The 24478-nt window shown below is 44.8% G+C and carries 27 protein-coding genes and 3 pseudogenes; 3 read left to right on the top strand and 27 right to left on the bottom strand.

Annotated features, from left to right (window positions below; translation table 11 throughout):
* Positions 1-22: 22 nt before the first annotated feature.
* The 6 genes from I2D69_RS07410 to spo0A form a co-directional block, all read right to left on the bottom strand.
* Positions 23-511, bottom strand: coding sequence for a regulatory protein RecX (locus I2D69_RS07410; RefSeq protein WP_195379679.1), 489 nt, complete (start codon positions 509-511; stop codon positions 23-25).
* A 3-nt stretch (positions 512-514) separates the two neighbouring features.
* Entirely contained in the window at positions 515-1591 is a 1077-nt protein-coding gene (gene recA / locus I2D69_RS07405) for a recombinase RecA (RefSeq protein ID WP_195379678.1), read from the bottom strand.
* 654 nt (positions 1592-2245) lie between these two features.
* On the bottom strand, positions 2246-2494 hold the full coding sequence (locus I2D69_RS07400) for a spore coat protein (protein WP_118580993.1): 249 nt from the start codon (positions 2492-2494) through the stop codon (positions 2246-2248).
* 12 nt (positions 2495-2506) lie between these two features.
* The gene (locus I2D69_RS07395; RefSeq protein ID WP_148462515.1) at positions 2507-2692 is read right to left on the bottom strand and encodes a hypothetical protein; all 186 of its coding nucleotides are present in this window, start codon (positions 2690-2692) and stop codon (positions 2507-2509) included.
* Between the two features lie 394 nt (positions 2693-3086).
* A complete protein-coding gene (glgA, locus tag I2D69_RS07390) occupies positions 3087-4532 on the bottom strand; it encodes a glycogen synthase GlgA (protein ID WP_118580996.1) in 1446 nt (481 codons plus the stop codon).
* Between the two features lie 91 nt (positions 4533-4623).
* Entirely contained in the window at positions 4624-5430 is an 807-nt protein-coding gene (gene spo0A, locus I2D69_RS07385) for a sporulation transcription factor Spo0A (RefSeq protein ID WP_118580999.1), read from the bottom strand.
* Between the two features lie 572 nt (positions 5431-6002).
* Here spo0A and I2D69_RS07380 point away from each other — a divergent pair.
* Positions 6003-7334, top strand: coding sequence for a SpoIVB peptidase S55 domain-containing protein (locus tag I2D69_RS07380; protein WP_195379677.1), 1332 nt, complete (start codon positions 6003-6005; stop codon positions 7332-7334).
* A gap of 29 nt (positions 7335-7363) precedes the next feature.
* Here the strand turns inward: I2D69_RS07380 and I2D69_RS20920 are convergent.
* Positions 7364-7414, bottom strand: a pseudogene (locus tag I2D69_RS20920) (DUF6783 domain-containing protein); the annotation flags it as partial.
* Between I2D69_RS20920 and I2D69_RS20915 the strand changes: the two are divergent.
* Positions 7391-7573, top strand: a pseudogene (locus I2D69_RS20915) (DUF6783 domain-containing protein); the annotation flags it as partial. The pseudogenes I2D69_RS20920 and I2D69_RS20915 sit on opposite strands and share 24 nt — an antisense overlap.
* A 30-nt stretch (positions 7574-7603) precedes the next feature.
* Here I2D69_RS20915 and recN read toward each other — a convergent pair.
* Both recN and I2D69_RS20910 read right to left on the bottom strand, forming a co-directional pair.
* Positions 7604-9280: a DNA repair protein RecN gene (recN, locus tag I2D69_RS07375; protein ID WP_195379676.1), complete on the bottom strand. Its 1677-nt coding sequence runs from the start codon at positions 9278-9280 to the stop codon at positions 7604-7606.
* A 46-nt stretch (positions 9281-9326) separates the two neighbouring features.
* Positions 9327-9479 (bottom strand): DUF6783 domain-containing protein, encoded by a 153-nt coding sequence (locus tag I2D69_RS20910; RefSeq protein WP_347708387.1) that lies wholly within the window; start codon positions 9477-9479, stop codon positions 9327-9329.
* On the opposite strand from I2D69_RS20910, the pseudogene I2D69_RS20905 reads away from it, so the two are divergent.
* Positions 9429-9536, top strand: a pseudogene (locus I2D69_RS20905) (DUF6783 domain-containing protein); the annotation flags it as partial. The gene I2D69_RS20910 and the pseudogene I2D69_RS20905 overlap by 51 nt on opposite strands.
* A 144-nt stretch (positions 9537-9680) precedes the next feature.
* Here the strand turns inward: I2D69_RS20905 and argR are convergent.
* The 18 genes from argR to spoIIIAA form a co-directional block, all read right to left on the bottom strand.
* The gene (gene argR / locus I2D69_RS07370) at positions 9681-10136 is read right to left on the bottom strand and encodes an arginine repressor (protein WP_118581008.1); all 456 of its coding nucleotides are present in this window, start codon (positions 10134-10136) and stop codon (positions 9681-9683) included.
* A gap of 191 nt (positions 10137-10327) precedes the next feature.
* Complete coding sequence (locus I2D69_RS07365; protein WP_148462519.1) at positions 10328-11206, bottom strand: NAD(+)/NADH kinase; 879 nt, start codon at positions 11204-11206, stop codon at positions 10328-10330.
* Positions 11207-11262: 56 nt separating this feature from the next.
* Positions 11263-12087 carry a TlyA family RNA methyltransferase gene (locus tag I2D69_RS07360; protein ID WP_118581011.1) on the bottom strand — a complete coding sequence of 275 codons (825 nt, stop codon included), beginning with the start codon at positions 12085-12087 and terminating at the stop codon, positions 11263-11265.
* Positions 12084-13967, bottom strand: coding sequence for a 1-deoxy-D-xylulose-5-phosphate synthase (dxs, locus tag I2D69_RS07355; RefSeq protein ID WP_173715645.1), 1884 nt, complete (start codon positions 13965-13967; stop codon positions 12084-12086). Before dxs ends, I2D69_RS07360 begins: the two co-directional genes overlap by 4 nt.
* A 13-nt stretch (positions 13968-13980) precedes the next feature.
* Positions 13981-14877, bottom strand: coding sequence for a polyprenyl synthetase family protein (locus I2D69_RS07350; protein ID WP_195379692.1), 897 nt, complete (start codon positions 14875-14877; stop codon positions 13981-13983).
* Positions 14861-15085, bottom strand: coding sequence for an exodeoxyribonuclease VII small subunit (gene xseB / locus I2D69_RS07345; protein ID WP_118581019.1), 225 nt, complete (start codon positions 15083-15085; stop codon positions 14861-14863). The genes I2D69_RS07350 and xseB overlap by 17 nt, the downstream gene beginning before the upstream one ends.
* A gap of 81 nt (positions 15086-15166) precedes the next feature.
* Positions 15167-16396: an exodeoxyribonuclease VII large subunit gene (xseA, locus tag I2D69_RS07340; RefSeq protein ID WP_195379675.1), complete on the bottom strand. Its 1230-nt coding sequence runs from the start codon at positions 16394-16396 to the stop codon at positions 15167-15169.
* Positions 16389-16946 carry a transcription antitermination factor NusB gene (gene nusB / locus I2D69_RS07335; protein WP_118581025.1) on the bottom strand — a complete coding sequence of 186 codons (558 nt, stop codon included), beginning with the start codon at positions 16944-16946 and terminating at the stop codon, positions 16389-16391. The genes xseA and nusB overlap by 8 nt, the downstream gene beginning before the upstream one ends.
* 104 nt (positions 16947-17050) lie before the next feature.
* On the bottom strand, positions 17051-17437 hold the full coding sequence (locus I2D69_RS07330) for an Asp23/Gls24 family envelope stress response protein (RefSeq protein ID WP_118581028.1): 387 nt from the start codon (positions 17435-17437) through the stop codon (positions 17051-17053).
* A gap of 183 nt (positions 17438-17620) precedes the next feature.
* Complete coding sequence (locus I2D69_RS07325; RefSeq protein WP_118581031.1) at positions 17621-19210, bottom strand: peptide chain release factor 3; 1590 nt, start codon at positions 19208-19210, stop codon at positions 17621-17623.
* Between the two features lie 136 nt (positions 19211-19346).
* A complete protein-coding gene (locus tag I2D69_RS07320; RefSeq protein WP_118581034.1) occupies positions 19347-20042 on the bottom strand; it encodes a SpoIIIAH-like family protein in 696 nt (231 codons plus the stop codon).
* Positions 20043-20053: 11 nt separating this feature from the next.
* Positions 20054-20458 (bottom strand): hypothetical protein, encoded by a 405-nt coding sequence (locus I2D69_RS07315; protein ID WP_195379674.1) that lies wholly within the window; start codon positions 20456-20458, stop codon positions 20054-20056.
* Positions 20382-20948 carry a stage III sporulation protein AF gene (locus I2D69_RS07310; protein WP_195379673.1) on the bottom strand — a complete coding sequence of 189 codons (567 nt, stop codon included), beginning with the start codon at positions 20946-20948 and terminating at the stop codon, positions 20382-20384. The genes I2D69_RS07315 and I2D69_RS07310 overlap by 77 nt, the downstream gene beginning before the upstream one ends.
* An 87-nt stretch (positions 20949-21035) precedes the next feature.
* Positions 21036-22316, bottom strand: a complete 1281-nt coding sequence (locus I2D69_RS07305) for a stage III sporulation protein AE (protein WP_195379672.1) — start codon at positions 22314-22316, stop codon at positions 21036-21038.
* Positions 22313-22699, bottom strand: a complete 387-nt coding sequence (locus I2D69_RS07300; RefSeq protein ID WP_118581049.1) for a SpoIIIAC/SpoIIIAD family protein — start codon at positions 22697-22699, stop codon at positions 22313-22315. Before I2D69_RS07300 ends, I2D69_RS07305 begins: the two co-directional genes overlap by 4 nt.
* A gap of 44 nt (positions 22700-22743) precedes the next feature.
* Positions 22744-22938: a stage III sporulation protein AC gene (spoIIIAC, locus tag I2D69_RS07295; RefSeq protein ID WP_021924294.1), complete on the bottom strand. Its 195-nt coding sequence runs from the start codon at positions 22936-22938 to the stop codon at positions 22744-22746.
* Between the two features lie 75 nt (positions 22939-23013).
* A complete protein-coding gene (locus I2D69_RS07290; protein ID WP_243243778.1) occupies positions 23014-23529 on the bottom strand; it encodes a stage III sporulation protein AB in 516 nt (171 codons plus the stop codon).
* Complete coding sequence (gene spoIIIAA, locus I2D69_RS07285; RefSeq protein WP_330642340.1) at positions 23526-24434, bottom strand: stage III sporulation protein AA; 909 nt, start codon at positions 24432-24434, stop codon at positions 23526-23528. Before spoIIIAA ends, I2D69_RS07290 begins: the two co-directional genes overlap by 4 nt.
* Between the last annotated feature and the right edge of the window lie 44 nt (positions 24435-24478).

Raw genomic sequence — 24478 nt, 5'->3', positions numbered from 1 at the left:
ACAGAAAGAATCCGGCAATTTATCAATAGCTTCTCTCACAGGTAATATTCATGTCTTCCAGCACGTGGGAAATATCTCCATAGGAAAAACCTCTTCGAAGAAGAAATCCCTGGAGGCGGCGCATCCCCTTCTCGTCCAGGGCAGTACCAGGCTGACACTTTTTCTCTACTGTAGTTCGGAGAATGGCCAGTTCATCTGGCTCTTCAATCTCTGCTGCCTCTTCCCAGGCTGCAAGGGCAGTCTCGCGGTCAATTCCTTTCCCTGAAAGCTCCTGGAGAATCTTCTGACGGCTCTTGGTTCCCATGCGGAAGGAAATATAATTCATGGCATAGCGGTAATCGTTCAGATACCCATAGGAACGCACATAGTTCATGGCATCCTCTGTGGCTTCTGCTGAAAAGCCTGCCTGACGCAGCCGGTCAGACAGGCCTTTCTCTGTACGGTCCATATGCTCCAGAAGAAGCATTGCCTTTCTTCTGGCATTCTTTTGCTCTTCAGGTGTAACCGCCATATTTTATTCCTCTTCTGCTGCCGGAGCGTCAGATTCTGGTGTAGTTTCTTCTTGCTTCACATCCAGCTGCTCTTCCTCCTCACCTGGAAGAAGGTGATAATGGATACGAACCTTGCGTTCAATCTCATCGCAGATGTCCGGATGCTCTTTCAGGAACAGCTTGGCATTCTCACGTCCCTGGCCGATCTTATTTCCTTCGTATGCATACCATGCACCGCTCTTATTCACAATGGAATTCTCAGCAGCAAGATCAAGGATATCCCCTTCCTTGGAGATGCCGGTACCAAACATAATATCAAACTCAGCCTGCTTAAATGGCGGAGCAACCTTATTCTTAACAACCTTGATCCTGGTGTGGTTTCCAACCATCTCGCCGCCCTGCTTCAATGTCTCTACACGGCGTACATCAAGACGTATGGATGAATAGAACTTAAGGGCACGTCCACCAGTAGTTGTCTCCGGGTTACCAAACATAACACCAACCTTCTCACGGAGCTGGTTGATAAAGATCACAACGCAGTTAGACTTACTGATAATAGCGGTCAGCTTACGAAGTGCCTGTGACATCAGACGTGCCTGCAAACCTACATGACTGTCTCCCATGTCACCATCAATCTCTGCCTTGGGAACCAGAGCTGCAACGGAATCCACGATGATAATGTCAACTGCACCGGAACGAACCATGGTCTCTGTAATCTCCAGAGCCTGCTCACCATTATCCGGCTGGGAAATGTAAAGATTATCAATATCTACGCCGATGTTCTTCGCATATACAGGGTCAAGAGCATGCTCGGCATCGATAAAACCGGCAATTCCGCCTCTTTTCTGAACCTCGGCTACCATATGTAATGCAACAGTGGTCTTACCACTGGACTCTGGTCCGTAGATTTCTATAATACGTCCCTTCGGCACACCGCCTACCCCAAGTGCAATGTCAAGGCTCAGGGAACCGGTAGGAACAGTCTCCACCTGCATATTGGCACTGGACTCACCCAGTTTCATTACAGAGCCCTTGCCATATTGCTTCTCAATATGTCCAAGAGCCGCTTCCAGCGCTTTCTTCTTCTCTTCATTTATCATTATTCCGATCTCCTATTCTTAATAATCAGACAAGTCCGTAGTAATTTCTGTAATCATTAACCGGACTGTATAACCTGTTACCATTCACAAAAGGCACCTGGCAGAACCTTATCCGTGAACAGCAGCCAGGATCTGTTACTGTTCACTCCGTTCACAGTAACGCGCTTCGCGATGCACAGAAATCATGCAAAGCATGATTTCGCGCCGCAATTCTCGGGTTTTCTGTGAACTTTGTTCACAAAAACACCTCGCGGAACATTACCAGTGAACAGCAGCCAGGATCTTCTTGCTTGCGCAAATACGAACCTATGTTCGTTTCTCTGTAGTACATACTATCTTAAATCAGTTCACTTGTCAAGCCCCTACTCGCCATATAATAATTTTATTTTTCACGTTAAGCCAAACGAACTGTAAAGTTATTTTCACCGGTGGAATCATCCCGGAATACGGGTGTGAAATTCTTGTATACCCGGAGACAGACAAAACTCCGGTAAATTTGAAATGAATCGTATACGACTTTTATATTGTCGTTTTCCTGTCAGTAATTCTACTATATAGCAAAACATCCGGAATTACAAGAATTATTTCCTGCAACCCGGATGTTATTTACTATCCCATTACTGTTCACTCCGTGACCAGTAACACTAGCCCCTCTTATCCCTGGCTAAGCACGCTTCTGACATGATCCACTTCTTCCCTTGTTGCCTGAGCTGCCGGCACATAATAGCCTCTTGCACGGGCAATCTGGTAAATCTCCTCCTGGGACATCTCGCACTGATTTCTCATCTGTTTTAAGGTTTGTTTCAGCTGAGGATTCTCTGTCTGAGGGATCATCTCCCCATAACGGGTCAGTTCACCGTTAATTCCGGCAAGGGTATCTGCTACCATCACTTTTTCATTCATCTGCGGCACCTCCTACTGTAAATACTGCATAAGCTGATTTTTGCAGTCCACTGCCGACTGAGCAGACTTCTGGAAAAACTGTTTTACCTGGGCATCTGTAGCCTTACTTGCATACTCCTCCATTTTACAATGGGTGGTGTCAAATCCGCCGATCAGGTGACGTAAATTCTGTAGATCCAGTTCTGAAATTTGGTTCATATAACCTGCCTCCTGTTAAAATATGTTACTGTTCACTCCGTTCACAGCAACGCGCTTCGCGATGCACAGAAATCATGCATTTGCATGATTTCTCGCCGCACTTCTCGGGTTTTCTGTGAACTACGTTCACAAAAAACACCTCGCGGAATGTTACCAGTGAACAGTAACTAAAATATTTCTGTAGCGAAAACCAACAGTATGGAACCTTTGTTTTCGACAGCCTTCAAATGTCCATATATACAAAATACAGGAGAAAATTAATCTCTCCTGTATCCTGAGGCGGACACTTTACAGAAAGTAGTATGTCCGAATTTCATCTTATTATGTACCGTATATATTATGTACCATATATATCTATATCCGTACTTTAAATGGCATATTTCTTACAGAATCCTTATTCCCCGATCAGCCAGTTGTACATCTCTTCATACTGACGTGCGGAATTACTCCATGAGAAATCCTTTGCCATAGCCCGGTCTACCATCTTATTCCATTCGCGCTTCTTGTCATAGTAAATGTGCTCTGCATAGCGGATCGTGGAAAGCATCTCATGTGCATTGTAATTGCTGAATGAAAATCCGGTTCCGGTTCCTTCGAATTCATTGTAAGGCTCTACCGTATCCTTCAGACCACCTGTCTCTCTGACGATTGGAAGAGTACCATAACGAAGGCTCATCAGCTGGCTCAGACCGCATGGCTCAAACAATGACGGCATCAGAAATGCATCAGAAGCTGCATAGATTCTGTGAGACATGCTCTCATCGTAATAAATCTGTGCAGAAACCTTGCCATGATATTTCCAGTCAAAGTGACGGAACATATTCTCATAGCGCTCATCTCCTGTGCCAAGAGCTACAATCTGTACACTATCCTGACAAAGCTCGTCCATGATATAAGCGATCAGGTCAAATCCCTTCTGATCTGTCAGACGGGAAACAATACCGATCATCATAGCCTTCGGATCCTGCTCAAGTCCTAAATCTTTCTGTAGCTGGATCTTATTCTTAACCTTCTCCTTACGGAAAGTGGTAGCATTATAACGAGCTGACAGATTAATATCTGTCTCCGGATTAAAATCATTATAATCAATACCATTTACAATACCACGCAGACTGTTGGAGCGTGCACGGAGCAGTCCGTCCAGACCTTCGCCATAGAACGGTGTCTTGATCTCATCTGCATATGTATTACTTACTGTAGTAACAGCATCTGCAAATACAATACCACCCTTCAGGAAGTTGCCATCCTTGTATGCTTCCAGCTTATCCGGTGTAAAATAGTAATCGGAAAGTCCTGTAAGCTCCTTGATCGTCTTCACATCATATACACCCTGGAATTTCAGGTTATGTATGGTCATGATGGTCTTAATTCCCCAGAAGAACTGATTCTGCTGGAAGCTGTCGTGCAGATAAACCGGAACAAGACCTGTCTGCCAGTCATGGCAGTGAATAATGTCCGGGCGGAAATCAATTACCGGAAGTACGGAAAGCACTGCCTTGGAGAAGAATGCAAATTTCTCCAGATCCCACGGAGCACTGTCATATGGCTTCGGTCCACTGAAATAATACTCATTATCTATAAAGTAGAACTTAATGCCATCATACTCCATCTGAAGAATACCTACATAACAGTTCTTGTATCCAAGATCCATGTAGAAGTGTGTGACATATTCCATTTTATCTTTCCATTCCTGCTTCATGCAGGCATATTTCGGTAAGATCACGCGAATATCAAAATAACGTTTATCAAAGCATTTCGGCAGTGAGCCGGCTACATCAGCCAATCCTCCGGTCTTAATAAAAGGCACTGCCTCTGATGTTGCAAAAAGAATTCTTTTCATTCAAAAAACCCTCCTTAGTAATAGCAAATAGCGTTACTGCCACTTAATGCCAGTAACCTGCTTCTGTCTTTTATTATACCCCAAATTCGGCTCATTGGAAAGAACGATTTTTATATTCCAGTCTGATTTTGTCAGCAATCAGTGCAATAAACTCGGAATTGGTAGGTTTTCCTTTCCCATTGCTCACTGTATAGCCAAACAGCTGGTCAATGGTATCCATTTTTCCACGGCTCCATGCAACTTCAATGGCATGTCGGATAGCCCGCTCCACGCGGCTTGGCGTTGTCTGATGGCGTTTGGCTATGGTTGGGTATAAAATTTTTGTAATAGAATTCAGCATTTCCATGTCATTTACGGATAAAATAATAGCATCCCGCAGATACTGATAACCTTTAATATGTGCAGGTACTCCGATTTCATGTATGATATCTGTCACATCCGTTTCCAGATTTCCTGAATTGTAAGTATTTTCCTCTTCCTTTTGTCTTGGACGGTTCATTTCCCTGACGCGTCTCTCTCCCGCCCGGCGGATGTGTTTGATTCGGTTCAGCAGCATTTTGTTGTCAAAAGGCTTCAGCATAAAATAATCTGCTCCAAGATCAAAAGCGTCCTCTGTGATCCGCTCCTGTCCCACTGCCGAAACCACAATAAATGACGGCACTTTTTTCAAATTTTCATCGTGACTGAAGCGCTCCATCACTGAAAGTCCGTCTACTTTTGGCATGATAATATCCAGTACAACCACGTCAGGCTGTTTTTCCTTTATGATGTTACAGATTTCTTCTCCATTATGTGCTTTTCCAACCAGTTTCAGTTCTTCGTCCTGATCAATGATCTTACTCAGTACCTCCACCATTTTCTCATTATCGTCCGCAATTGCCACATTCAATTTTTCCATGAGGCCATTCTCCTTCTACTATTTTGAAAATTCTCCGGCAATCCACAGCCGGAAAGTTGCTATATTTCTGATATCAGGAAGCAAACGCGTTTTTCTTCCCAATATCTTCCTATCACCTGTACAAAACAGCAGGGCCCTGTTTGCTCTTGCACATTTTTCAGAAAAATTTTCCTTTGCTGTAACAACGTCTATTATAGTGGAACTGCCATGGGGAAATCAAGCCGAAACTGCCGTTTTTACTGCATTTTCGTTCGATTAGTTTCGAGCTTTTTTGCGTCTTTTAACGACAATAATTTCATTTTTTCTGAGGGGATTTTTATATTAAGACAGCGTTTTACACCGACTCTCAATTTAACACAGTTTATTTTTTTCGCGTTTTATGATTGAAAGATATGGAACAGGTTCATAAAAATACAAGAGTGAAATCATGATTTTTCTCCATACTAGTACAGTGAAAATTAAGTTTCTGCTATATTGACACAGTATATGAAAAATCAGACAAGTCACTATAGCGGTTACTTAATATTTGCTGTACCAGCACAGTGAAAAACAAAAGAAAAGGATGTGAAAACATGTACCAGAAACGAAAATACAAACATTTTATCCTGCTCTGTCTTGTCCTTGACCTTCTGACAATGGTATTTCTGGGATATCGTTATCTGGACCGGAAAATTCCGGATGAAATACACATTGACAAAAATTCAGGACTTGACCTTTCCCAGATTTCCAATCTTCCTTTTGTATCTTTCGGAGATACAATCACTGCTTCCGGGGAAGGCAGCTACCAACTGCCTTGCAGACTTTTTGGAAAAATAGCTTTCAAGAATATTAAAGTGAAACCAACAGAGGCAGACACCATTCTGGTCAGCGGCAGCACAGTGGGGATTTACATGGAAACAGACGGAGTTCTTGTGATCGACACCGGAGAAATCCTTTCTAAAAATGGGCAGATGCAGGATCCGGCAAAAAATATTTTAAAGCCTGGCGATTATATTGTTGCACTAAATGAGCAGAAAATATCCTGCAAGCAGGATTTAATTAACGATCTGGAAACTATTGATGGAAAGCCTGTTACGGTAAGCGTGCGAAGAAATAACAGTACCATTCCGGTCTCTCTCTCCCCGGCACAGGATGCTTCCGGAAAGTACAAGCTTGGAATCTGGGTCCGGGATGACACCCAGGGAATCGGAACCCTTACCTATGTAACAAAAGACGGAAATTTCGGTGCTCTTGGCCATGGAATCAGCGATATCGACACAGGAAATCTTTTGTCAATAAAGGGAGGAAATCTTTACTGTGCCCAGATCCTCGGAGTGCAAAAAGGAGAAAAAGGAAGTCCCGGAGAACTTTCCGGGCTGATCCGTTACAGAAATGACAATGTGATCGGACAGATTCGTGTAAATAGTTCAAATGGAATTTACGGCAGTTTCACCAGCAGTTCTGGCAATAATATTACAGAGCTCCAGGCCGCAGCTTCTGCTTCAGATGATACGGTCAATGCTTCTGAAAGCTTTAACCAGTCCAAAACTTCTTTCTGGGATTTTGCAGACAGTTTTTCCGAAAATGATTCTCTGCCAATTTCCCTCCGCCAGATGAAAATCGGCTACAAACAGGAAGTACAGACCGGTCCGGCTTCCATTCTGTGTGATGTAGGTAATGGAGTAAAAGAATACGATGCAGAAATCACCAGAATCGACATGAACCACGAGGACACTAACAAAAGTTTCGTCATCCATATCACCGATCAGCGGCTTCTTAACACCACCGGCGGCATTGTCCAGGGCATGTCAGGCAGTCCCATCCTGCAAAATGGAAAAGTAATCGGTGCGGTAACCCACGTTTTTGTCCAGGATGCGGCAAGTGGGTATGGAATTTTTATTGAAAACATGCTGGAGCGTGTCTGAAAAAGGCTTTCTGCAAGATGTGCGTCACAATTTGTGGGAGATTTTGCCCGGATGAGGGCGCCGTAGCGGACTACGGCAACTGAATTCGGGCAAAATATACCGCAAAGTGGAGCGTGCAGATTGCGGGAATGATTTTTCAGACTCGCTCCGGAGCCTGCCTGAAAAAGCTTCTGATATACTCAGAAATCCCCTGTCAGACAGGAGCCTGTCTCACAGAGGATTTCAACTTACATGTTTGAAAACTCATTTTCTCAATCTACAAAAAGGAATTATGCCTTGCACTCCCTGGCCAGTTTTTTCATCTCCCTTGCATTTTCCAGCACAGCGCCAGTGATCTGGGCACCCCCAAGAAGACGGGCCAGTTCGCGGATGGAGGCTTCTTCATCAAGGGGATGGATCTGAGTGGTGGTCTTGGTGCCTTCAACCTGCTTCTCGATCTCAAAATGGGAATCTGCCATGGCTGCGATCTGGGGAAGATGGGTAATGCAGAGCACCTGATGATGATGCCCGATCACTGCCATTTTCTCAGAAACCTTCTGAGCAGTACGTCCACTGATTCCCGTATCTATTTCATCAAAAATCAATGTTTCGATCTGGTCACGGTCTGCCAGGATTGCCTTCAGTGCAAGCATAATTCTGGAAAGCTCACCGCCGGATACGATTTTACCAAGGGGCTTCAGACTTTCTCCCGGATTTGTAGAAATTTCATACTGAATTTCATCATAACCATTCTCTGTAAAACTGCTTCTTCTGGAAAACGTGATGGCAAACTGTACATCCAGGAAATTTAAGTCTTTTAATCCCTGAATTACCTTTTCCTCCAGCTGATGGCTGTATTCTTTACGAATTTCCGAAAGACGGCTGCAGGCTGTTTCCAGCTTTTTCTCTGCCTTTTTCAGTTCTTCCCTGGCATCCTCAAAAATTTCTTCATACTTCTGAAGTTTGTTCAGCTTTTCCTGCTGTTTTTTCTGGTATTCCTGGATTTCTTCGATACGCTGACCGTATTTGGCTTTCAGACCATTGAGCAGATCCAGGCGGCGCTCTGTCTCATAAAATACGGATTCATCAAAAGTCATGTCATCCATATAGGAGGACAGCTCCCTGTTAAAATCATTGAGAAGTCCGTCCACTTCGCTTAAGGTCTGGGAAAGGGATTCCAGCTGTTCATCGTACTCTGTCACTCTGGAAAGCTCCCGAAGAGCCTCTCCCACTGCTTCCCCGGCTCCCTGTCCGTCATATCCGGTAAGGGCATGGGCACTTTGCAGGGAATCGATAATTCTGCGTCCATTGGAGAGCTTTCGATACTGCTTTTCCAATTCTTCGTCTTCTCCTGGAACCAGAGATGCTTTCTCAATCTCATTGATCTCAAATTCCAGAAAAGCCATTTCCCGATTCTTCTGCTCTTCGTCCATATCAAGGGATTTCAGTTCTGCCTGACATTTCTTATATTCCTGATAGGCAGCTTTCACCTTCTCTTTTTCCGGAAAGATTTTCTCACGGCCATAAGCGTCCAGGATTTCCAGCTGTTTCTCCTCATAGAGAAGGGACTGGTGCTCATGCTGCCCGTGAATGTCAAGAAGACAGGCTGCAGCGGCCTTCATCTGGCTGACAGTGCTTGTCTCCCCATTTATCTTATTAATGCTCCTGCCGTCCATGATTTTTCTTGACATGAGGATCTGTCCGTCCTCCGGATAAATATCAAGTGCGGCAAGTGCTTCTTTTGCTTTCGTATTTTCAACCTGAAATAAAAGCTCTACCAGTGCATAGGGCGCATTTTCCCTGATCATGCTTCTGGATGTCTTTCCTCCCAGGATCAGCTGCATGGAACCGAGAAGAATGGACTTACCGGCACCAGTCTCACCGGTGAGGATATTCAGCCCTGGTCCGAATTCCACTTCAATTTCATCTATGAGTGCAAGGTTTTTTACGTGTAAATGTACTAACAAGGTTGACCTCCTTACGTTACTGTATATTCAAATGGACAGTAACTCCTTACTCTTTTCTCATACCCTTATAAACAGGCCTAGAGCGTGTTTGAAAAATCATTCCCGCAATCTGCACGCCCCACTTTGCGGGAGATTTCACCCGAATTCGGTTGCCGTAGCCCACTACGGCGCCCTCATCCGGGCGAAATCTCCCACAAATTGTGACGCACATCTTGCAGAAAGCCTTTTTCAAACACGCTCTAAAGCCCATATGTAATGTCAGGCAACGCTATGCTTCAAAGCCACACATGCCCTTCAGATAGTAACAATCGAGCAGGAAATTCCTGCCCGATCCACTTTATGTTCTCAGTCAGCTCTGAAACCCGATTGAAAATTCCGGTCATGCAAACTGTTTCCATTTTTATCTTCTGTTCAAAATACTGCCCAGCTTCTCCATGACACCCTCCGCCAGCTCAGAGCTTTTGCAGGCACACATAATCGTGTCATCTCCTGCAATACAGCCCAGGATTTCCGGCCATTTCAAGGCATCCAGAGCTGTGGCAACTCCCATTGCCATTCCGGTAACTGTTTTGATCACTACCAGATTCTGTCCAACCTCAATGGACACAACCGCATCATTTAACACTCTTGTATACTGGTCCCCAAGCCCTGGCTGTGTATCCTGCAGGATGGCATAGCGGGATTTCCCGTCTTTTCCTGCAACCTTGGTCATTTTCAGTGCACGGATATCTCGTGAAACCGTAGCCTGTGTCACCTTAAAACCGGCTTCATTCAATCTGGCTGCAAGCTCTTCCTGTGTATCTATGTCATATTCTTTTATCAGTTCGATAATTTTCTCATGTCTTGCTAATTTCACTTCTTAACCTCCCCTGCAAAGATTTTCTGCCCTGAAGTCTGTTAAAAAAGGCTGTCACTTACAATACCCCTTTTTCAAACAAGCTCTGAATGAACCTTTGCAACGCATTCTGAAAATGATATTATCAATAAAATTCCCATACTATAATCAATACTTATAATAATATTTGTATTCTGATACATTAATAAGAATCAGCTATCCCTCATTTTTTGTCTCAACACTTCAACAAAACTAAGATGATTCAGCTTCAAAATCCTGGTTTTCACCTCTGCCTTTCGGATCACAATCTTATCTCCTGTGATCATTGGAATTTCAGAATCCCCATCAAAAGAAGCCAGTCCTTTTTCACAATCCTGGTGACGTCCCTCTCCCATTTCCACCGTGATCACATCCTCCGCTGGGAAAACAATGCTTCGGCTGTTCAGAGTGTGTGGCGCGATCGGTGTCATAATCGTCATCTCTCCACTTGGTGAAACAATAGGACCGCCAACAGAAAGGCTGTATCCTGTCGAACCTGTAGGTGTGGAAATAATAATTCCATCAGCGTTATAAGAGTTCAGATATTCGTCATTGACAAAATTTTTAAATCTTACAACACGAAGGGGACCTTCCCTTGCAATTACAATGTCGTTTAAGGCAATATCCTTGCCAATGACCCTGTCTCCCCGGTAAACAGTCCCGGAGAGCATCATTCTCTCTTCCACCTCGTAGACATCCTCCGTAAGCTTGTCAAGAGCCTGGTATACAGACTGCCTGTCCACCTCAGCCAGAAAGCCCAGATTTCCAAGATTGACTCCCAGAAGGGGAATCTGACTGCGCTTCTTATCGTGAGCCGCCTGAATGTCTCTGGCAGCCTGAAGAAGGGTTCCATCACCGCCAAGTACGATAATGCACTGTGTTTCTTCCGGAATCTTTCTTGGATCCGTATAGTGGAACGGACCTGCAGTCTGTCTTCCTGCAAGCTGAACTTCACAGTGTCCGCCTCTTTTTCCAAGATAATCCACTACCCGGTCTGTAAATTCCAGATTTTTATCTTTTTCATTGTTGGTTATAATATAAAACTTATTCATACCAAAGTCCTGTATCTGTTTACTGTCCCCTGTAAGCAACAGCATTCAACTGCATACTATTTTTCTGCCGGTTTATCCAATGCTCCGTGTGCCTGTGCAACCACATCCTCCACTTTCACAGTAAGACTGTCCGGAACCTCCGTTCCCTCCGGTCTTTTCTTCAGATGCAGAAGATATTCAATATTTCCCTCTGGTCCTTTGATCGGAGAAAAAGAAAGATGGCATGGCTCGAGGGAAATACTCATGGCGAAATCCCTCACCTTCTCTATCACTTCCTCGTGTACAGCAGGATCACGGACAACCCCTTTCTTTCCCACCTTTTCCCTGCCAGCCTCAAACTGGGGTTTTATCAGGCAGACGATTTCGCCATCCTCTGTAAGAAGATTTCTCACAGGTCCCAGTACCTTGGTCAGGGAAATAAAGGAAACATCAATAGAGGAAAATGCAGGTTTCTCCTGGATATCCTCCGGTACCACATAGCGAATGTTGGTTTTCTCCATGCACACAACTCTTGGGTCGTTGCGAAGCTTCCAGTCCAGCTGGCCATATCCCACATCAATAGAATATACCTTCACACCGCCATTCTGAAGCATACAGTCTGTAAAACCGCCTGTAGAGGCGCCTACATCCATGCACACCTTCCCCTCAAGACTTACATCAAATTCATTCATTGCTTTTTCAAGCTTCAGGCCGCCGCGGCTTACATATGGAAGGGTGTTTCCTCTGACTTCCACTTTCACCGTTTCAGTAAACATGGAGCCTGCTTTATCTTCCTTCTGACCATCTACATAAACCTGTCCGGCCATGATATATGCTTTTGCTTTTTCTCTGGAAGGTGCAAGAGCGCGCTCCACCAGCATCATATCCAATCGTTTCTTCATTCTCTTATTCCTTCTGAATAGTTACCTGAAATTTTCTTTATCTTCTCTGCAATGGCATTGGCGCTAAGCCCCAGCTGTACCCTAAGACTGTCCACACCTCCATGAGGCACAAAACGATCCGGAATAGCCACTGGCAGCACCTGGATACCAGGATGATGTTCTTCCATATAACCGCATACCTGCTGTCCAAAGCCACCATTTTGCACATTTTCTTCTACTGTTACCACCAGGCTGTGATTCCGCGCCAGCTGATCCAGCAAAGCTGTATCTAATGGCTTTACAAATCTGACATTTACAAAGGTAGAATCAATTCCTTCCTTCTGTAATTCACTGCAGACCTCTGCACAGATCTCCACCATGCTTCCAAGTGCCAGAACTGCTACCTTACAACCGCTGTGAAGGACTTCACTTTTCCCCATCTCCACAGCTGTCTGATATTCCTGCAGCCCCTGATATGCATTACCTCTTGGGTAACGGATTGCTACCGGGCCATCCGCTTTCACAGCAAAGCGAAGCATTTCCTTTAACTCCCAGTCATTCTTCGGTGCCATCACTGTCATTCCAGGCATCATGCTGAGATAGGAAATGTCAAAATTGCCCTGATGTGTCTCACCATCTGCTCCAACAAGACCTGCCCTGTCCACTGCAAAGATCACATGAAGCTTCTGCATGCACACATCGTGAAGCATCTGATCCACAGCTCTTTGCAAAAAGGAGGAATAAATGGCAACCACCGGGACTACTCCGCCAAGTGCCAGTCCGGCTGCAAAGGAAACTGCATGCTCTTCTGCAATTCCCACATCAAAGAACCGGTCTGGAAATCTCTGGGAAAACTTTTTCAGCCCGGTACCATCAGGCATGGCAGCTGTAATGGCAACCAGCTTCTCTTCTTCTGCTGCCACCTGGCACAAAGCATCTGCAAACACATCCGTATAACCCGGACAGACCTTCTTCTGGGTTGGCTTTCCAGTCTTGATGTCAAACGGTCCGATTCCATGAAACATATCCGGATTCTGTCTTGCAGGTTCATAGCCACGTCCCTTTTCTGTAAGAACATGAACCACAACCGGTCCCTTCACACGCTTTGCCTCATTAAAAAGACGCATCATCTGGCGCATATTATGCCCGTCCACCGGTCCAAGATAGGTCAGGCCCATATTTTCAAAGAGCATTCCCGGAATAAAAAGCTGCTTAATGCTGCTTTTCGTCCTTCTCACAGCATCCACCATAGCGGTTCCCACACGGGGAATCTTTTTTACCGCCTTATTCAAGCTCATTTTCATTCCGGTGTATGCTTCTGCAGTACGGATCGCACTGAGATAATTTGACATTCCTCCTACATTTGGAGAGATTGACATATTATTGTCATTTAAAACAATTATAAAATTGGTATCCAATTCGGCTGCATTATTCAGCGCCTCATAAGCCATACCGCCTGTAAGCGCACCATCGCCGATCACAGAAACCACATGATAATTCTCTCCAAGAAGATCCCTTGCATGCACATAACCAAGGCCTGCAGAAATAGAATCTGAGCTATGTCCCGCGTCAAAAGAGTCGCAATTGCTCTCCCCTCTTTTTGGAAAACCACTCAGTCCGCCTTCCTTGCGCAGGGTCTCAAATTCACCTTTTCGTCCGGTGAGGATCTTATGAGTATATGCCTGATGGCCTACATCCCAAATCAGCTTGTCATCTGGAAAATCCAGTACATTATGCAGTGCCAGTGTAAGTTCTACCACTCCAAGATTGGATGCCAGATGTCCTCCTGTCCTGCTGACGGATTCAATCAAAAAGCTTCGTATTTCTTCTGCCAGCTGCGGAAATTCAGCCAGAGGAATTTTGTGAATATCGTTGGGCTTTTTTATTTTATCCAGAATCATTTGTATCCTTCTTTCACTTCCTGCGTCCCACCAGCTCGTTCACCAGAGTAAACAGGAATTCATTTTTCTTATTCAGTCCTTCAAGCAAAGTAACTGCCTCATCTGACAGCTTCTTCACCTGCTGTGATGCTTTCTCAATTCCCATAAGTGTCACATAAGTAGTCTTATGGTTCTTCTCATCACTGTGAATTGGCTTACCCAGCTCTTCCTCGGTGCTGGTCACATCCAGGATATCATCCTGGATCTGGAACGCAAGGCCGATATTTTTTGCTGCCTTTTCTACTATAACAATCTCTTCTTCCGTGGCACCTCCAAGAATTGCGCCTGTCATCACAGAGGCTTCAATAAGTGCAGAAGTCTTATTCTCATAAATATAATCAATCATCTCACGGCTCATAGGCTTGCCGTCATTTTCCACATCCACACTCTGTCCGCCAAGCATTCCGTAAAGCCCGGTCTTATGGGACATTACCTTCAGTGCCTGAATCACATGTGCCTGACAATCTGGTGTATCTGCCTTGTCAAAAGCTGTAAGCATCACTTCATAAGCATAATTGAGAAGTGCCACACCGCTAAGAACCCCCATAGCTTCCCCATAAACTTTATGGGTAGTAAGACGTCCTCTCCGGTAATCGTCATTATCAAGAGCCGGAAGATCATCATGGACCAGTGAATGGGTATGAATCATCTCCATTGCTGCCATAAAAGGATATACCAGCTTCTCTTCTCCTCCAAACAGCCTTAAGGTTTCCAGGATCAGCATAGGGCGAAGGCGCTTTCCTCCTGCCAGAATACTGTAATTCATTGCCTGTGCCATAGTCTTCGCAAAACCTTCCTCTGCAGGAAGATAAGACTGGATCACTTTATTAATTTCTTCTGTTCTTTTCTTTAATTCATCTTGAAAATTCACCAAGGCTACCATCCTCATTCATCTGCAGCATTTTTTTCTCTACGGTATCAAGCTTATCATTGCAATATTTCAGAAGCTCCATTCCCTGTTTATAAAGGCGAAATGAATCTTCCAGGGAGGTCTCACGGTCTTCCAGTCTTCCCGCCAGAACATCCAGCTCTGAAAAAGCCTCCTCCAGAGTTTTCTCTTCTTTTTTCTCATCAGCCATCCTTCCGCACCTCCGTCTTTATTGCTGCACACATTGTGCACAGAAGCCTTCTATTAGCTATGCACGATCTGCATGCTGACTTCATTTTTCACTGTCTGTATCCGCTCCATAACTGCTGGCTTTTGTATTCTGTACAGACGCCTCTATTGTACCATCTGTAACATAAATCAGCAGACCATCCCCTTGTTTTACCTGTGAAACGCTTGTCAATGTCTTTCCTTCCTTATCAGAAACGTAGGAGTAACCCTGATTCAGCTTCCGAAGAGGAGAAAGACCATGAAATCTTTCCAGATAGAGGGACAGTCTGTGTCTTTTATCTTTTATCTTTTGTTCCATGGCAGACTGGATTCGTTCCTGCACATCTGCCGCATACTGCTGACGGTCACGCAGACGGCTCTCCGGATTCAGATACTGAAGACGTGTTCCATATCTTTCCAGTTTTGCCCTGTTTACGTCAATTTTATTCCACACTGCCCGTTCCAGCCGTTCCTGATGCCCTTGCATGGAGTTCAAAAGAGTCCGGCAGTCAAAATAGGCGAGTTCTGCCGCTGCTGAAGGTGTAGGGGCACGAAGATCCGCCACAAAATCCGCGATGGTAAAGTCAGTCTCATGTCCCACTGCAGAAATTACAGGTGTATGGCACTCAAAAATCGCCCTTGCCACCTCTTCTTCGTTAAAAGCCCATAGTTCCTCAATAGAACCACCGCCCCGGCCTACAATGATCACATCCACGCCTGCCTCGTCCAGCATGCGGATACCACGTACAATACTGGCCGCTGCTCCCTCGCCCTGCACAAGTGCCGGGTAAAGAATACTCTGGATAAAAGGATTTCTTCGGGTGGAAACGTTGATAATATCCCGAATCGCAGCACCTGTAGGAGATGTGACAATCCCCACTCTGTGGGCAAATTCCGGTATGGGCTGCTTATACTCCTGTGCAAACATTCCCATATCCTCCAGCTCCTGCTTCAACGCCAGGTATCTTTCATAAAGCGCACCAGCTCCCTCTAAAGTAATCTCCTTCGCATAGAACTGATATGCGCCATCTCTTTCATAAACATCTACTCTGCCCCCGGCTATCACCTTGTCTCCGTCTTTCATGCGGAAAGCAAGACCTTTTCTGGAACCTGCGAACATAACGCATTTCAGTGTGCCGCCTTCGTCCTTCAAGGTAAAATAGATGTGTCCTGTGGAGTGGTATTTACAGTTGGATACCTCTCCCTTTACATAAATATTCTGTAAAAAATAGTCCTGGGTAAACATGTTCTTCACATAGCGGTTTACCTGACCAACAGAATAGACATTATTCATTTTTATTTTCCGGTGCCCTGGAGCTTACATTGCGGTTGACAACTACCACCTTTTTGGAAGGATCCTTTACCTTGAAACCGGACTTCGGTCTTGCAGAGGTCTGTTCTTCTTTCTTAGAAGATGCCTTTCTTGCAGCAACCTTCTTATCCGGGTTGGCAATTTTTCCAAGGATTCCGTTTACGAATGCACCGGACTCTTCAGAACCGAAGCATTTCGCCAGTTCTACAGCCTCATTGATGGCAACTCCTACCGGCACTTCCTCTTTCTCATATTCAAGCTCATACACAGCCAGACGAAGAACTGTCAGATCAACACGGTTCATACGGCTTGTCTTCCATCCCATACTGATGCTGTTCAGCTTCTCATCAAGCTCATCTGTGTGGTTCATAATGTTCATATATTTGCGACTGATATAGTCCCGGTCGCTCTCTTCCAGATTCTCAATATCAGCTAAATATAAAGCCAGCTGCTCTTCCATTTCTTTCTGTGTATTAAACTCGCTGATAAAAAGCAGCTTAAAAATATGTTCTCTCTGTTCCCTTCTTCTCATGTTTCCTCCTACTATCTGTAACTCCCGAAAATCCCTGCAAAGAAATGCCAGCTCACGCAGACATTCATAGAAAAAAAAGGAAAGGTTTACTTTCCTTTTTTCGTTTACTTGCTTTTTTCATTCTCCATATCTACGCTTGCAATATGAATATTGACATCTGCAACCTCAAGTCCTGTCATGTTCTCAATGGCTGCTTTTACTTTCTCCTGAACCTTCTTGCTGGTCTCAAGGATATTCATGCCATATTCAATATTCAGGGTAAGGTCAACGCTTACCACACTGTCAACAATTTCAACCTTAACTCCCTTGGAGAGATTCTTCATTCCAAGCTTGCTTACCAGCTCATTGGTAATATTACCTGCCATGGAGGCAACTCCGTCTACTTCTGTAGCGGCAAGTCCGGCGATAATAGTAACGACCTCATCTGCGATCTGAACCTCACCGATTCCCTCAATATCCTGTATTTTATATGTTGTTCTCTTCTCTGCCATGCTTACAAACCTCCTAGGTTTAATCTGCCGGCTGCCGGAAAATTCGCATCTTTCCACGAGGCCAGCGTCAAATCTGCCTTACGGCGTATTTACACGAAACGGATCATCCCACGCATCTGCGCAGTTCTATTTCTATCCGAGACTTTCTTTAATTATAGCAAAATGCGTCAAAAATGAAAAGAGTTATTTACTGAATTCTGTTAATATTAAATCCGGATTTCTGTCTTCTGTCATGCCCACACTCCATGCATTGATAAACAGAAGCAACGGATTGCCTTTCAGATCTGTAACCTTCTTCATGTCAGAAGTTCCGACGATCTTGTCCACCTGAATCTCATCCTTGTTCGCAATCCATCTGATGTGCTCATATGGCAGATTTTCCAGACGAATTTCCACATTATACTCGTTCTCCAGACGATATTTCAAAACATCAAACTGGAGCACACCAACAACGCCCACAATGATCTCTTCCATATTTCCGTAAAGCTCCTGGAAAATCTGGATGGCACCTTCCTGTGCGATCTGGTTAATTCCCTTTACAAACTGCTTTCTCTTCATGGTATCCAGAAGTCTTACCCTTGCAAAGTGCTCCGGTGCAAATGTAGGAATGCCCTCAAATGCAAATTTTTTTCCAGGCGTACAGATCGTATCTCCAATAGAGAAAATACCGGGATCAAATACACCGATAATATCTCCTGCATAAGCCTCCTCAACTACATGGCGTGACTCAGCCATCATCTGCTGGGGCTGAAGAAGTCTCATCTTCTTATCCCCCTGTACATGATAAACCTCCTGGGAGGCATCGAATTTGCCGGAGCAGATACGCATAAATGCAATTCTGTCACGGTGAGCCTTATTCATATTTGCCTGAATCTTAAATACAAAAGCAGAAAAATCATCGCTCATAGGATCAACAAGACCTGAGTCTGCCATTCTTGGAAGAGGTGACGTAGTCATCTTCAGGAAATGCTCCAGGAAAGTCTCAACACCAAAATTGGTAAGAGCGGATCCAAAGAACACAGGAGTCAGTTCTCCCTTACTTACCATCTCCTGATCGAACTCGGCACTTGCGCCATCCAGAAGCTCGATTTCCTCCAGAAGCTGTTCTTTCTGCTCCGGATCCATAACCTCAAGTGCATGAGGAGAATCCAGATCGATTTCCTCAATAGTTCCCTCCTTGGTACCTTTCTGGGTATCTGTGAAAGTAAGGATCTTATTCGTGTTGCGGTCGTAAACACCGCGGAATTTCTTACCGGAACCGATTGGCCAGTTAATAGGGCAGGTTGCGATTCCAAGCTCTTTTTCGATCTCGTCAAGAAGATCAAAGGTATCGTTGGCATCACGGTCCATTTTATTGATAAAAGTAAAAATAGGAATGTGTCTCATAACGCAGACCTTGAACAGCTTTCTGGTCTGTGCCTCAACACCCTTGGACCCATCGATTACCATAACTGCAGAATCTGCAGCCATCAGGGTACGATAAGTATCCTCTGAGAAATCCTGATGTCCAGGAGTATCCAGAATGTTGATGCAGTAACCGTCATAATGGAACTGCAATACGGAAGAAGTAACGGAAATACCTCTCTCCTTTTCAATTTCCATCCAGTCTGATACTGCATGGCGGGCCGTTGCCTTTCCTTTAACACTACCGGCCAGATTAATGGCTCCGCCATACAGCAGGAATTTCTCAGTCAGAGTAGTCTTACCTGCATCCGGGTGGGAAATGATGGCAAAGGTTCTTCTTTTTTCTATTTCTTTCGTATACTTCGACACGTTTAGCCTCCTATTTGAATTCTCTATTTCAGACACGCTCTAGAGCGTGTATTCTTATATTTTTGCAGCATTCCTATTCTAGTATAAGGACTGCTGCACTGTCAAGGGGGTATATCATGGATTTACTGTAGTATTATCACGGATTTACTGTAGTATCATCATCAATATCCACGGAAGTCTCCAGTGATTCATCTTTATTTACCAGTTCTTCCTCGCTTTCATTTAACGGCGTGATCACAATATTTTCCGGCGCAATTCCCGTTTTTCTTTTCACAATGTCTTCAATCTGAGCCCGTTTTGCATCTGTCAGATCTGCTTCCGGAACCACCACATCTGCCGTTTCTCCGGTAAGGTTTACGATCACATTTTCGAAGCCTTTGGCTTCCAGAAGAAGTTCTGCTGCCGACTCTTTTTCCGTCAGATCCGCCATGGAAACCATGGTGCTCACAGCCTCCTGCTTCTGGTCATCTCCCAGATCCTGGTTGTTAATAATAGCCTGCAGGTCTGCTTTATTCTGGGAACGGATCTGTTCTCTGGAAAGTTTGGCCTGGGCCGCAAAATCAGAAGCCGCAGTAAGTACAGCTTCCCCCGGCGTGCTGGTGGTCTGATCCTGCACATCCGTAAGGCTGCTATCCGCCCCGTTCTCATCCAGAAGGGCTGTTTCATCGGTCAGATCATAGTCTACATCCTCCAGAATACTGCTGCTGTCCGCGCTTGCCTCCTTATTTTTCAGGCCAAGATCTACATCTGCAAAATTCAGGTATCCTGCAACTGCGATCAGAACCGCCAGTGAAGTAATGATTACCTGGTTCTTTTTCAGAATCTTTTTCACTTTACCTCTCCTCATTTCATTTTCATTACTTTAATTTTATGGGCATCCAGCTGAAATAATGCCATAACTCCTTCTACAATATTCCTGGAAACCACAGAATTATCTGCTCCTTCCGCCGCGATCAGCACTCCGGTCACCGCCTGATTTCCGGAATCGTAGAAACTGCTGCTGTCTTTTTCTTCCCCCATCATAAGGAGCACCCGCACTTTTCCCACTCCTTCTGTCTGGGATAAAAGATCTTCCAGTTTTTTCTCCAGAACTGTCCGTTCTGCATCTGTATTTTCCTCAGAAGAAGCTGAAAAAAAGGAACTGCTTTTTACTTCCGGGGAGCTATCCTTTTTATCGGATACCGGAAGTGCAATTACCGTAAGCAGAAGTCCCAGAAGGAGAAGAATCACCCATTGTCTGCTTCCCATTTTTCCAAGCAAGGACTTCACAGTTTTCTTCCCTGATTCCCCAGTTTGCTGCAAGTTCATCTTTTATCCCCCTCTCAAGCTCTCCATCTGGCACCTCCTTCGTCCACAGGCAGGCTTTTAACAGCTCCCCTTCTATATGTACTTTGCATGCCGTCACTTCTATGCCTTTCTTTTTCAAAGATTCCGGAATATTTTTCTCAAGCTGCTCCTCCACACCTTTTTCCAGAAGGCTTTTCTGAAGATTTTCCATATCAAGAGTGAGCCGCTTTTTTTCTTCCTGCTGGTAAAGGCTGGAAAAGCTTTCCGGCAGTGTCTTAGCTTTTTCCAGAATGGAAAGCATGGGAGTGATCAGCATAACCATCAGCAAAAGTCCCATAAAAAAACGCACATAACGCTGATATTTCCCGGTAGGCACCAGATGGATGAGCATAGTCAACAGAATATAAAATATGGCAAGGCATTTGATCCAGCTGTAGATGGCTTCTTTCATAATATATCACTTCCCGCATCCCATTTTGGTCCCATATCTCAGTCATATGCTCAGGTTATTATGGTTCATTTCCGCTTACTGTTACTTTTATCCGCCTACAGACGCCATGAGAACTATAAAGGTAAGCACACACAGAATTTCCGCAGTCAGCATGATCCGCAGAAGCAGGGCACAGCCTTCTCCCATTGTGCCAAGACAGCCTACGATTCGTTTGTCTGATACAGGCTGTGCCACTGCACCAAGGAAGCGATAGCTAAGGGATAGAAGACCATAATGAATCACAGGTCCGGCTCCTGCAAGAAGCAGAACCACCACTGCCATTGCTCCAAGACAGTTTTTCACAAGCAGTGCCCCTGCCAGAATCAATTCTGTTACCGCATTTACGGCATTTCCCACAGCCGGAATCGCTCCGGCAGTTCTGCCCAGGGCAGTTCGTTTGATAGCATCCATGGCAGGCGCAACCAACCCTCGTACCGCCTGAAGCCCAAGGACAGCCCCAAGCATGGTTTTCAGGCTCCAGCTGATCATAGTTTCCAGAAGCTCTGCCATCTTGCTTAACATATCCTCTTTGGAAAGATGGTTCACCATACAAAGAAGAACATACAGATTAGCCCCTGGCAGAATCAAAGTGAGAAGAAGCCATTCCACCAGCCACACCAGAAGAAGAACCCCCTGATAAAATACAGATGCCGTGACAGCTCCCGATGCTGCTGAAACTGCCACGAAATAAGCAGGTGCCAGGCCTTTCATAAACTGAGTCATCCACTCCAGCTGTTTTCCAAGGGAAACTCCAAGCTGCTGATAGCTGTTCATCAGAATGGTAAATAATAAAAGATATACCATGTAAAAACTTACCTCTCCAATCTGGCTGTTTTCAAATACCTCTGCAAAATTTGAAAAAACAGCAGCTGCCAGCACCAGAAGAAGAATGCGAAAAAAATTAGCCCGTTCTTTTTCCAGCCGGTCAAAAAAGAGGCTGCGCAGAAATTGCTGCACCGCCTCTTTTGAAAATACTGTTTCGCCGTTTATCATGTTTTTTAATGCTGTTCCTATGGAAAAGCTGTCCTCTTCCAGCATTTCATCCATTAAAGTTTGTACCTGTTCGAAAGACATGTCAGAAACCAGCTGCTCCGTAATGCCGTCAGAATCAGCGGAAGCTGCACGGTAACCAATACCTGCAGTTACTGTTTTCTCCGTTGTTTTCTTTGTTATCTCTTCCTCGGTTTCGACTGCTGTTTCACCTGTAAAATTCTCTGTTTCCATGCTCTCTGCTTTTACATTTATTTTCCTGTCTCCCATCAGAATCCATACTGCAAATAGCAATGCAGCAATTACCTTCCATGTTTGTTTTTTTCTCCAAAACCTCATACCATGAACTCCTGAATCGTCTTCAGAAGTGCCATAAGCACCGGCATGCTCAGCACCATCACCGACAATTTACAGAACAGCTCGATCTGAGCCGCTGTGGTGCTGTAGCCTGCATCTTTACAGATTCCGGAGGCAAACTGGCCAATGTAAGTAATTCCGATCATTTTTACCAGTGTGGAAATATATTCCGTATCCACCGGAAGTGTCTCCTGGATTTTTCCCAGAGATTCAAACAGATAATAAATTTTCCCCACAGCAAGTCCCATGATCACAAGACCAATTCCAACTGTAATAAAACAGGCGTATTCCGGTTTGGTTCCTTTCATAAGAAATCCAAGAATAACACCGCATACGCCTAGTAACGAAATCTTTATAATGTCCATTTTCCACCTCCTGAACACAGGTGACAGGATATTGGTGAATCAGATCACAATTCAAATAATTTTTTTATGCTGTCAAACAACTCATAAATATATGGTACGATCCAGAAGAGTACCACAAGAAGCCCTGCCAGGCTGACTAAAAAAGCCTGTTCCTCTCTGCCGCTGTGTTTCAGGACCTGAGAAAGTACGGAGACCAGAATCCCCACAGCAGCTATTTTGAAAATAATACTGACTTCCAAGGGGGCCTCCTTTCTTACCGTTATCTGCCTTTACATAACCGTTTTCCAGGCAATTTTCCCAGATATTATATGAAATTACCACAACAAAACTGCCAGCAGAATTCCTCCCAGAATTCCCATGCTCTGATATGTTTTCTGCTGCTTTGGCATAGCACTTTTCAGAATCTTTATCCTGTAGTCTAACTCTTCCTCCAGAAGTGTGAGCTGTGCCACCTGCATTTCCCTGTCCAGATATCCCAGTTTTTCTCCCAGAGAAAGAAAGCTTTCCCGCTCTTCCTCTGAAAGCCTGTGAAGGGGAAGCAGTCTTACCGCGCATTCCCTGAAAATCTCATCAAAGGTAATTCCAGGCCGCTGCTGAAGCCATCCTGCAGTTTCTTTGAGAAAAAGCCTGTACTCTCCTGGCATTTTTGCTGCAGCATCAAGAAAGGCATCTTCCAACGTCGCCCCTGTGCAGCGGATTTCCCCTTTCAGTAACAGAAGAAGCTGCGCCAGTTTTTCCAGAATTTTCAGTCTGGCTGTCAGTTCCATGCTTTTACACAGCCCAAGACCTGTTCCGGAAAAAAGGATCAGAATGATTCCTGCTGTTTTCAACAAGGCCTCCCATTTCTGTCATAAATTCCAAGTATGGTTCCTGCATGTTCTCCCTTGTCCAGGAAAATATACCGTTCAAACACTCTTCTTCTCACCAGCTTTTCAAAATAAGGCTGATGGATCACGTCCTCAATGGAATTCCCATGAGCAGTGGCGATCACTTTACATCCACTGTGGATCACAGATTCCACAGCTTTAAAGTCTTCTTTCCGTCCCAGTTCGTCTACAGCCACAACTGCCGGGGACATAGAACGGATCAGCATTTCCATCCCTTCTGCCTTCGGACAGCCGTCCAGAACATCTGTACGCATGCCAAGGTCATTCTGGGGAACTCCCTGATAGGAACCGGCAAGCTCACTTCTCTCATCTACAACGCCAACCGTTACCCCCGGCATTTTTTTCTTTTCCTCACCATTGCTCAGCTGACGGATAATATCCCGGAGCAGGGTTGTTTTCCCCCCTCTTGGCGGAGAAACGATCAAAGTATGGGCTACCCAGTCTTTTTTGCGGATATAGGGCATCACCTGGTCTGCGCAGCCTACCACTTCGTGAGCCAGACGTACATTGATACAGGAAATATATTTCATTCCCTGGATCTCATTGCCGTCAAGAATCACCTTTCCGGTAACACCTACCCGATGACCTCCCTGAACAGTGAGAAATCCCTGGCGCATTTCATCTTCATAGGAATAAAGGGAATAACCACTTATATATTCCATGGTTTCCTTCAGATCTTCCCTTGTCACCACGTATTTGCCATCATGGTCGGTAAGGAAACCCTCACCTCCGTCATAGGTGTAGAACAGCGGCCGTCCTACTCTTAACCGTATCTCATATATTTTGTCATAATCAAGGTTTGCATTCATCAACAGTCTGCGGATATTGCCTGCAAACAGGTTCTGAATCTGCTCTGCTTCTATGTTGTATCACCTCTCAATTTTAATATATG

Source organism: Ruminococcus sp. D54t1_190329_F1 (genome assembly GCF_015551645.1).
Lineage (GTDB): Bacteria > Bacillota > Clostridia > Lachnospirales > Lachnospiraceae > Blautia_A > Blautia_A faecis.
Note: the sequence above shows the minus strand (reverse complement) of the source record. Positions and strands in the feature narration are given on the sequence as shown.

Bases quoted from the DNA above. Each gene is read 5' to 3' on its own strand.
- spo0A (WP_118580999.1), bottom strand. From the start codon at position 5,430: ATGGAAAAATTGAATGTGGCAATTGCGGACGATAATGAGAAAATGGTG.
- dxs (WP_173715645.1), bottom strand. From the start codon at position 13,967: ATGATTCTGGATAAAATAAAAAAGCCCAACGATATTCACAAAATTCCT.
- I2D69_RS07315 (WP_195379674.1), bottom strand. From the start codon at position 20,458: ATGGGAAGCAGACAATGGGTGATTCTTCTCCTTCTGGGACTTCTGCTT.
- I2D69_RS07330 (WP_118581028.1), bottom strand. From the start codon at position 17,437: ATGGCAGAGAAGAGAACAACATATAAAATACAGGATATTGAGGGAATC.
- recA (WP_195379678.1), bottom strand. From the start codon at position 1,591: ATGATAAATGAAGAGAAGAAGAAAGCGCTGGAAGCGGCTCTTGGACAT.
- I2D69_RS07400 (WP_118580993.1), bottom strand. From the start codon at position 2,494: ATGAATGAAAAAGTGATGGTAGCAGATACCCTTGCCGGAATTAACGGT.
- xseB (WP_118581019.1), bottom strand. From the start codon at position 15,085: ATGGCTGATGAGAAAAAAGAAGAGAAAACTCTGGAGGAGGCTTTTTCA.
- glgA (WP_118580996.1), bottom strand. From the start codon at position 4,532: ATGAAAAGAATTCTTTTTGCAACATCAGAGGCAGTGCCTTTTATTAAG.
- xseA (WP_195379675.1), bottom strand. From the start codon at position 16,396: ATGAATAATGTCTATTCTGTTGGTCAGGTAAACCGCTATGTGAAGAAC.
- I2D69_RS07360 (WP_118581011.1), bottom strand. From the start codon at position 12,087: ATGAAGAAACGATTGGATATGATGCTGGTGGAGCGCGCTCTTGCACCT.
- I2D69_RS07395 (WP_148462515.1), bottom strand. From the start codon at position 2,692: ATGAACCAAATTTCAGAACTGGATCTACAGAATTTACGTCACCTGATC.
- nusB (WP_118581025.1), bottom strand. From the start codon at position 16,946: ATGAGAAGAAGGGAACAGAGAGAACATATTTTTAAGCTGCTTTTTATC.
- I2D69_RS07300 (WP_118581049.1), bottom strand. From the start codon at position 22,699: ATGGACATTATAAAGATTTCGTTACTAGGCGTATGCGGTGTTATTCTT.
- I2D69_RS07365 (WP_148462519.1), bottom strand. From the start codon at position 11,206: ATGAATAAGTTTTATATTATAACCAACAATGAAAAAGATAAAAATCTG.
- I2D69_RS07310 (WP_195379673.1), bottom strand. From the start codon at position 20,948: ATGAAAGAAGCCATCTACAGCTGGATCAAATGCCTTGCCATATTTTAT.
- I2D69_RS07410 (WP_195379679.1), bottom strand. From the start codon at position 511: ATGGCGGTTACACCTGAAGAGCAAAAGAATGCCAGAAGAAAGGCAATG.
- I2D69_RS07380 (WP_195379677.1), top strand. From the start codon at position 6,003: ATGTACCAGAAACGAAAATACAAACATTTTATCCTGCTCTGTCTTGTC.
- I2D69_RS07305 (WP_195379672.1), bottom strand. From the start codon at position 22,316: ATGAGGTTTTGGAGAAAAAAACAAACATGGAAGGTAATTGCTGCATTG.